Here is an 8009-nt window from a genome sequence, read left to right on the forward strand (position 1 = left end):
GCCCTGGGCGCCCAGGGCTTCGCACCCGCACTGGAATCCGTACGTTCCGTCACACGGAGGCTCTCGCATGGTCGCTCCCGTTGATTCCCCGACCACCGGCAGACGCGTCACGGGCCCGGTCCCCTTGGTGGCGATGTACCACTCCGTGGACGACTGCTCCGACGACCCCTACCGCATCACGGTCACCCCCGACCGCCTTGCGCAACAGCTGAGTTGGCTGCGCCGACGCGGTCTGCGGGGCGTGTCCATGGCCGACCTGCTCGCCGCCCGCGCGCGCGGCGAGGGCCAGGGCCTGGTCGGTCTCACCTTCGACGACGGCTACGCCGACTTCGTCGACAACGCCCTTCCCCTGCTGGCTCGTTGGGACTGCGGCGCGACCCTCTTCGTCCTCCCGGGCAGGCTCGGCGGTGACAACGCCTGGGACCCGGAGGGCCCTCGCAAACCCCTCCTCACCGCGGCCGGCATCCGGCGCGCCGCCGCCGAGGGCGTGGAGATCGGCTCGCACGGCCTGACCCACGTCGACCTCACGAAGGCGGACGACGCCACGCTGCGGGCCGAGGTCGCCGAAAGCCGTTCCCAGCTACAGGAGTTGCTCGACTCCCCGGTCGACGGCTTCTGTTACCCCTACGGCACGGTCGACGCCCGCACCATGGACGCCGTACGCGAGGCCGGTTACGCCTACGCCTGCGCCATCGACCCGGGCGAGCTCAACGGCGTCCACGCCCTCCCCCGCGTCCACATCGGCCAGAACGACACCGCCGTACGCCTGTTCCTCAAGTACCGGCTGCACCGGCTGCGCCGCCGCCCGGTGGAGGGGCTCGCATGAGGGCGCTGCACATCATCACCGGCCTCGGCGTCGGCGGCGCCGAGCAGCAACTCCGCCTGCTGCTGCGCCACTTGCCGGTCGACTGCGAGGTCGTCACGCTCACCAACCCGGGCGCGGTCGCCGCCGGTCTCACCGCCGACGGGGTGCGCGTCCGCCACCTCGGCATGACCGGCAACCGCGACCTGGCCGCCCTCCCCCGCCTCGTCAGGATCATCCGCAGCGGCCGCTACGACCTCGTCCACACCCACCTCTACCGCGCCTGCGTCTACGGCCGGCTCGCCGCCCGGATCGCGGGGGTGAAGGCGGTCGTCGCCACCGAACACTCCCTGGGCGACTCGCAGATGGAGGGCCGGGGCCTCACCGCCGGGGTCCGCGCCCTGTATCTCGCCAGCGAGCGCCTGGGCCGGTCGACGGTCGCCGTGTCCCCCACGGTCGCCGAGCGCCTGAGGAAGTGGGGTGTGCCGGGGCCGCGGATCGAGGTGGTCCCCAACGGCATCGACCTGGACCGCTTCCGCTTCGACCCGGTGCGGCGCCTGCACACCCGCCAGCGGCTCGGCCTGCCCGAGGGCGCGTACGTCGTCGGCGGCATCGGCCGTCTCGCGGCGGGCAAACGCTTCGACGTCCTGGTCCGCGCCCTGGCCCAACTCCCGGACGACTACTGGCTGTTGCTGGTCGGCGGCGGCACCGAGGAGAACCTCCTGCGCCGTACGGCCCATGACCACGGGGTCGCCGACCGGGTGCTGTTCACCGGCGAACGCCCCTACGTACCGGACGGCTCACCGGGACCCGACCTGCCCTCCCTCACCGCCGCGATGGACCTGCTCGCCTCCCCGTCCCCCGAGGAGGCCTTCGGCCTGGCGGTCGTGGAGGGGCTGGCGTCCGGGCTGCCCGTGCTCTACGCCTCCTGCCCCGCCATCGAGGACCTCCCCCCGCAGGCCGCGTCCGGCGCCCGGCGGGTGCAGGGCGGCCCCGAGGTCTTCGCCCGCGCACTGGCGGCGGCCCGCGCGCGGGGCCCGCGCCCGCGCACCGCCCCGGACGCCGCCCACCACTACTGCATCACCCGCAGCGCCGCCCACCTCATGGACGTGTACGCGGCCGCGGTCTCCACCTCGTCGCCGTCCCCCGCACCCCAGGGAGCCAGTTCCTCATGACCGAGATCCGACAGCACCTCCCCCTCAGCCGCGCGAAAGCCCTCCCCGCCTGGTCCCTGCTCGCGGCCGGCGCCGTGACCGGCGGACTGCTCGGCGGCGGGTACGGCGTCCTCAAGACCCCGACGTACACGGCCACCAGCTATGTCATCGCCGTCCCCACCGACAAGGCCGACTCCTCGACCGCGCTCGGCTTCGCGCAGGCCTACGGCCGGGTCGCCACCCAGCTCGCGGTGCTCGGGGACGCGCAGGTGTGGGCGGGCGTGCCGGTGAAGACGCTCCAGTCGAGCGTGCAGACGGCGACCTCGCCGGACGCGCCGATGGTCGCCGTCACGGCCACCTCCTCGCGCGCGGACCTCGCCGCCGACATGGCCAACGCGGTGTCCCGCTCGCTGACCGTGCACGCGAACGACTCCAAGGACTCGACCCACGTCGAACTCCAGACCTTCGCCCGCGCCATCAAGCCGGCCTCCGCCTCCTCGGCCCCGGCCGCGGTGACCGGCCTGGTCGGCGCGAGCGCGGGCGGCCTCCTCGGCGGCCTGCTGCTCCTGGTACGGCCGCGCCGGACCACCGACGAGACGGGCCGCCCCGCCTCCGTGCCCAGCCCGGCCACCGCGGCCGACGTCCTGTGACACCGGTGTACTCGACCGACCTCGTCACCGACCCCCAGGCCTTCGCCGAACTGGCCCCGGCCTGGGGCCGGTTGTACCAGAAGTGCGGCGCGGCGACCCCCTTCCAGTCCCACGCCTGGCTGCACTCCTGGTGGCTGTCGTACGGCCGAACGGGCCGTCTGCGCCTGCTCGTTGTCCGCGACGGCCGCGAACTCGTCGCCGCCGCACCCATGATGCTCGTCCGCAGCCCGGCGCCCGCACTGGTCCCGCTCGGCGGCGCGATCTCCGACTACGGCGACGTCCTGCTGGACGACGACCACGGCGACCCGGCCACCGCCGCGCTCACCGAGGGCCTCGCGTCCGCCGCCCGCACCGCGCTGATCGACTTCCGCGAGGTGCGCCCCGGCGGCGCGGTCGAGCGCGTCTACGACCGCTGGCGCGGCCCGCGTCGCCGCGTGCACGACTCGCTGTGCCTGGAGCTGCCCGCCGTACCGATGGACGAACTGGTCGCCCGGCTCCCCTCCTCCAAGGCCCAGCGGGTCCGCGCCAAGCTCCGCAAGCTGACCGCGCTCGGCGTCGAGCGCACGGTCGTACAGCCGGACGGGGTGGACTCGGCGCTGCGGCGGCTGCTGGAGCTGCATCAACTGCAGTGGCAGGGGCGGAAGGTGACGTCCGAGCATCTCCAGACCCGGTTCTGCGAGCACCTCGTCCGCTCGGTCGGGCCGATGGTGCGCTCCGGGGACGCCGTCGTCACCGAGTTCCGGCTCGACGAGGACGTGGTCGCCGTGGACCTGACGCTGTTGTCGCGGCGGCTCGCGGGCGGGTATCTGTACGGCGCGCATCCGCGGTTGCGGGAGCGGAAGGCGGATGTGGCGGTGATGCTGCTCGACGCGTGTGCCGAGCACACCGGTGTCGGGGGGCCGGGCACGCTCAGCCTGCTGCGTGGCGACGAGCCGTACAAGCATCACTGGCGGCCCGAACCGGTCGTCAACCAAAGGCTGTTGCTGGCCCGGCGGCGGACGGCTCCGCTGATGACGGCGGTCGTCTGCGATGTCGCCGCGCGCCGGCGGGGCAAGGCGATACTGCGGAAGTGGAGGGAACGCGGTGGCGACGGACCGTGAGCGGCCCGCCGCCACCTCTGGTTCACCGGTCGCGCTGCCACCAGTCGAACTTCACGCACAGCTTCCCGCCGAGCCAGTACTCCACCCAGTCGCCCAGGTCCACAGGCGAGCAGTTGACCGGGTGCGTCGGAGCGGGAGGCGTGGTCGGCTTGGGCGGCTCCGGGGTGACCGGGGTCGTGGGTGTGGTGGGTGTCGTGGGTGTGGTCGGCGGTGTGGTCGGGTCCTCGGTGCGGCCGAACAGGACCGAACGGTAGACCTCGGACGACTTCGGGTTCTGGGAGCACTGCCACACACCGTGCGGGCAGTAGTCGGTCACGGTGTTGTACAGCGGCTTGTGCTCGTCCATCCAGGCGAGCATGCGCTTCATGTACTCCGCGTTGTCGCCGTTACGGAAGAGTCCCCATTCAGGATAGGAAATGGGCTTGCCGTGGGATTTGGCGAAGTCCACATGTGCCTGGAGTCCGTACGGCTCTTTCACCTGTTCGTCGAACGTCAGCCCGGAAGGCTGGTCGTACGAATCCATGCCGACGATGTCGACCGTGTCGTCCCCCGGATAGCACTGCGTCCAGGGAACGGCGTCCCGGCCGCGGCTCGGAGTGAAGTCGAACCGGAATTTCTGGCCCGGCACCGAGCGCATCGTGGTGACGATCCTGTTCCAGTACTTCTTCCAGGCCTCCGGGTCCGGCCCGCAACGAGAGGTGTACGTGGTGCCGTTCATCTCCCAGCCGAGCACGATCACGGTGTCCGGCACCTTGAGGTCGACCAGCCGTTCGGCCAGGGCCTTGAAGTGCTGATCGAACTGGCCGGCCGCGCCCTGCTGGAGCAGCCGCCGGACCTGCCAGTCGGAGACACCGTCCTCGTTGTGCTCCTGCATCGGCACGTTGAGGACGAGCATCCGGTCGGTCTTCTCGGTGCGCCAGTCCGCCCAGACGTCGAGGAGACCGGGGGCGCCCTCGATGTCGCTCCAGTGGTTCCCGGGCAGGTAGGTGTGGCCGACGCGCAGTTCGGCGCCGCCCAGCCAGCTGCTCAGCGCGGCCATGCGGGCCACGCCCCGGGCACCGGAGTCGAGGAAGGCACCGAACGCGGGGGCCGCCTTCGGCTCGGGGGTCTTCACCGGTGCGACGACCGCCGGAGTCGTGGGTGTGACGGTCGCAGGAACGGCGGTGGTGGGCGCGGTGGTCGTGGGCGCGGTGGTCACGGGAGCAGGCGGATCGGTGGCCCGCGCCACCTCCGCCCCCGCCGCGAACCCGGGACCCGACGCCAGTGCCGCCGACGCGGCGACCGTAGCCGCGATGAAGGCCAGCCGTCCGGTTCGGGACCGTCGCTGCTGTGGGGCCATGCCTGCTCCTCTCTCCACTCTCGTGTTCTTGTTTCTCTTTTTGACACTCAGTCATACGAATATGAATTACGCCACCGCCGCTACGGCTTTTGAGTGTCCCTGTCGCCCGCGTGGGTGAACCGAACCGAAGGAAACAGTCCGTGTCGCTGCTCGACATCCGTGTCCCCGCAGTTCTGTTGCGGATCGACCGGAATCCCTTTCACCACGGAACGCTGGGTGCCGTGCGTTCGCTCGGCAGGGCGGGAGTGGAGGTGCATGTGGTCGCCGACTCCTCGGCAAGCCCCGTACGCAACTCCCGTTTTGTCTGCCAGATGCATCCCCCGCCGCCGCCCGCCGCGTCTCCCGCCGAGATCGCGGGCACGCTGCGGCGGGTGGCCGCGCGGATCACGCGTCCCGCCGTGCTGATCCCGATGGACGACGCGAGCGCCGTCGCGGTCGGTCGGCTGGGCGCGGAGCTCGCGCCGTCGTATCTGCTGCCGCAGCAGCCCGGCGCGCTGCCCGAACGGGTCGCGGACAAGGCGGAACTGGCCGCCGTGTGCGCGGCCGCGGACATCCCGCACCCGGTGACGCTGATCCCGGAGAGCCCGGCGCAGGCGGCGAGCGCCGCCTGGCAACTGGGGCTGCCGGTGATCGCGAAGTGGAGCCGGCCCTGGCTGGTGCCGTGCGGGACCGGGCTGCGCAGCACGGTGGTGGTGCACAGCGGGCAGGAGGCGCGCGAGTTGTTCCTGCGCGCCGAGGAGGCGGGCAGCCGACTGCTGTTGCAGGCGTTCCTGCCCTCAGGACCGGACCGCGACTGGTTCTTCCACGGGTACGCCGACCGGTCCGGCGCCGTACGCGGCGGCGGGTCCGGCCGCAAGCAGCGGTCCTGGCCGCGCGGGGCGGGCCTGACGGCGGTGGGCCGCTGGACGCCCAACCCGCAGGTGCAGGCGCTCGCCGAACGCCTCACCTCCGTGCTCGGCTACCGCGGCATCTTCGACCTGGACTTCCGCCGCTGCGGCACGACGGGCGACTACCACCTGCTCGACTTCAACCCGCGGCCCGGCGCGCAGTTCCGGCTCTTCGCCGACAGCGCGGGCCTGGATGTGGTCCGCGCACTGCACCTGGACCTGACCCACCGTCCGCTGCCGGACGGGACACCGCGGCCGGGCCGTTCGTTCGTGGTGGAGAACTACGCGCCGCTCAGCGCGCTGCGGCCGATGCTCGGCGGGCGGGAGCTGGCCTGGCACGCGCCGGACGACCCGGGGCCCGGCCGGGCGATGTGGGGGCTGTGGGGGCTGCATGTGCTGCGCAAGATGCGGGGGCGGCTGGGCGGGGCGGCGGCCCCGGTGCGCCCGGTGGAGGCGCGGGTGGTCCGGCAGGCGAGCGCGCGCCCACTCGACGAGCCCGCCGAGCTGACCAAGCCGACCCATTCGACCGAGTTGACCGACGACGAGAAAGCGAGCAGTTGCTGATGTACGACCTGCTGGTGGTGGGCGCGGGCCCGTACGGCCTGTCCATCGCGTCCCACGCCGCGGCCGCCGGGCTGAACCTGCGCGTCTTCGGCCGGCCCATGGCGTCCTGGCGCGACCACATGCCCCGGGGCATGTTCCTCAAGTCGGAGCCCTGGGCCTCCAACCTGTCCGACCCGGAAGGCCGTTGGCCGCTCGCCGGGTACTGCGCGACCCAGGGTGTGGAGGCCCGGCACGGGGAGCCGATCCCGGTCGAGATGTTCGCCTCGTACGGCCTGTGGTTCGCGCGCAACGCCGTGCCCGAGGTGGACGAGCGGACGGTGGAGCGGATCGCGCCGGTGCCCGGCGGCTTCGAGGCGGTGACCGACGACGGCACGGTGCTGCACGCCCGTACCGTCGCGCTCGCGGTCGGTGTCATGCCGTTCGTCGAAATCCCGTCCGCGCTCAGGGGGTTGAGCCGGTCCCTCGTCTCGCACAGCAGCCACCACAGCGCGCTGGACGAGTTCCGCGGCAAGGACGTCACGGTGATCGGCGGCGGCCAGGCGGCACTGGAGACGGCCGCGCTCCTCGCCGAACAGGGCACGCGGGTACGGGTGTTGGCGCGGGCCGACGAACTGTTCTGGAACGACGTACCGCCGGCCTGGGAGCGCCCGTGGTGGCAGGAGGCCCGCTCTCCGCACAGCGGCCTGGGCCCCGGCTGGCGCAACTGGTTCTACGCCGAGCGCCCCGACCTCTTCCGCCGGCTCCCGGAGTCGACCCGGGCCGGGATCGCGGCCAACGCCCTTGGCCCGGCCGGTGCTTGGTGGGTGCGGGACCGGGTCGAACCGGCGGTGGAGGTGCTGCTCGGCCACGAGGTCGCGGCGGCCGACGTGGTGCCGGGCGGGGTACGTCTGGAGACGGTGGGCGGAGCGGGCGGGACACGCTCCCTGGAGACCGAACACGTCATCGCGGCAACGGGGTTCAAGGCGACGACGGGCCGACTCGGGCTGCTCTCGAGTGAGTTGAGGGGATCGCTGGCCACGGTGGGCGACGGTTCCCCCGAGGTCGGCCGGGACTTCGAGTCCTCGCACCCCGGCCTCTTCATGGCGGGCCTGGTGACGGCCTCGGGCTTCGGCCCGGCGATGCGTTTCGTGCACGGCGCCACCTACACGGCGGGCGCGCTGGTGCGGGGAGTCCGACGCCGGCTGCGCTCGGAACCGCGCGGCGGCGTGATCCCGGCACCGGGACGACGGAGCACACCGGCGTTCGTACGGCGCTGAGGCGTGGGCGTGCGGGTGTGCCGGGCGGTGACGTCCGGCACCCCGTGCGCATTACCTACGGGACGCGGCTCGGCCTCGTCGGTAGAGGATCGTGCCACCCGCGATCAGCGCGGCACTGACGCCAGAGGCGGCCAACATGGCCTCACTGCCGGTGTGCGCCAGAACGGGCGGCGGGGTGTGCTCCCCACCGGCGGGCGGGGGCGTGTGGTGCCCACCCGTGGGGGGAGCACACCCCGCCGCCCGTTCTGGCGCACACC

Annotated in this window: 7 protein-coding genes; 6 read left to right on the forward strand and 1 reads right to left on the reverse strand. The window is 72.8% G+C overall.

Going from position 1 to position 8009, the window contains the following annotated elements; translation table 11 throughout:
- Positions 1-67 precede the first annotated feature (67 nt).
- The 4 genes from JHN63_RS43255 to JHN63_RS43270 are packed head-to-tail and all read left to right on the forward strand — an operon-like array spanning position 68 to position 3706.
- Complete coding sequence (locus tag JHN63_RS43255; RefSeq protein ID WP_200690613.1) at positions 68-826, forward strand: polysaccharide deacetylase family protein; 759 nt, start codon at positions 68-70, stop codon at positions 824-826.
- Positions 823-1977, forward strand: a complete 1155-nt coding sequence (locus JHN63_RS43260; protein ID WP_200690614.1) for a glycosyltransferase — start codon at positions 823-825, stop codon at positions 1975-1977. Before JHN63_RS43255 ends, JHN63_RS43260 begins: the two co-directional genes overlap by 4 nt.
- On the forward strand, positions 1974-2606 hold the full coding sequence (locus JHN63_RS43265; RefSeq protein ID WP_200690615.1) for a lipopolysaccharide biosynthesis protein: 633 nt from the start codon (positions 1974-1976) through the stop codon (positions 2604-2606). The genes JHN63_RS43260 and JHN63_RS43265 overlap by 4 nt, the downstream gene beginning before the upstream one ends.
- Positions 2603-3706, forward strand: a complete 1104-nt coding sequence (locus JHN63_RS43270) for a GNAT family N-acetyltransferase (RefSeq protein ID WP_200690616.1) — start codon at positions 2603-2605, stop codon at positions 3704-3706. Before JHN63_RS43265 ends, JHN63_RS43270 begins: the two co-directional genes overlap by 4 nt.
- Positions 3707-3728: 22 nt before the next feature.
- Here the strand turns inward: JHN63_RS43270 and JHN63_RS43275 are convergent, their stop codons facing one another.
- The gene (locus JHN63_RS43275; RefSeq protein ID WP_200690617.1) at positions 3729-5045 is read right to left on the reverse strand and encodes a glycoside hydrolase family 26 protein; all 1317 of its coding nucleotides are present in this window, start codon (positions 5043-5045) and stop codon (positions 3729-3731) included.
- A 140-nt stretch (positions 5046-5185) separates the two neighbouring features.
- Here JHN63_RS43275 and JHN63_RS43280 point away from each other — a divergent pair, with 140 nt between their 5' ends.
- Positions 5186-6496, forward strand: a complete 1311-nt coding sequence (locus tag JHN63_RS43280; protein ID WP_200690618.1) for an ATP-grasp domain-containing protein — start codon at positions 5186-5188, stop codon at positions 6494-6496.
- Positions 6496-7752, forward strand: coding sequence for an NAD(P)-binding domain-containing protein (locus JHN63_RS43285; RefSeq protein WP_200690619.1), 1257 nt, complete (start codon positions 6496-6498; stop codon positions 7750-7752). Before JHN63_RS43280 ends, JHN63_RS43285 begins: the two co-directional genes overlap by 1 nt.
- Positions 7753-8009 lie beyond the last annotated feature (257 nt).

Source organism: Streptomyces sp. MBT65 (assembly GCF_016612545.1).
Taxonomy (GTDB): Bacteria; Actinomycetota; Actinomycetes; order Streptomycetales; family Streptomycetaceae; genus Streptomyces.

Bases quoted from the DNA above. Each gene is read 5' to 3' on its own strand.
- JHN63_RS43255 (WP_200690613.1), top strand. From the start codon at position 68: ATGGTCGCTCCCGTTGATTCCCCGACCACCGGCAGACGCGTCACGGGC.
- JHN63_RS43260 (WP_200690614.1), top strand. From the start codon at position 823: ATGAGGGCGCTGCACATCATCACCGGCCTCGGCGTCGGCGGCGCCGAG.
- JHN63_RS43265 (WP_200690615.1), top strand. From the start codon at position 1,974: ATGACCGAGATCCGACAGCACCTCCCCCTCAGCCGCGCGAAAGCCCTC.
- JHN63_RS43275 (WP_200690617.1), bottom strand. From the start codon at position 5,045: ATGGCCCCACAGCAGCGACGGTCCCGAACCGGACGGCTGGCCTTCATC.
- JHN63_RS43285 (WP_200690619.1), top strand. From the start codon at position 6,496: ATGTACGACCTGCTGGTGGTGGGCGCGGGCCCGTACGGCCTGTCCATC.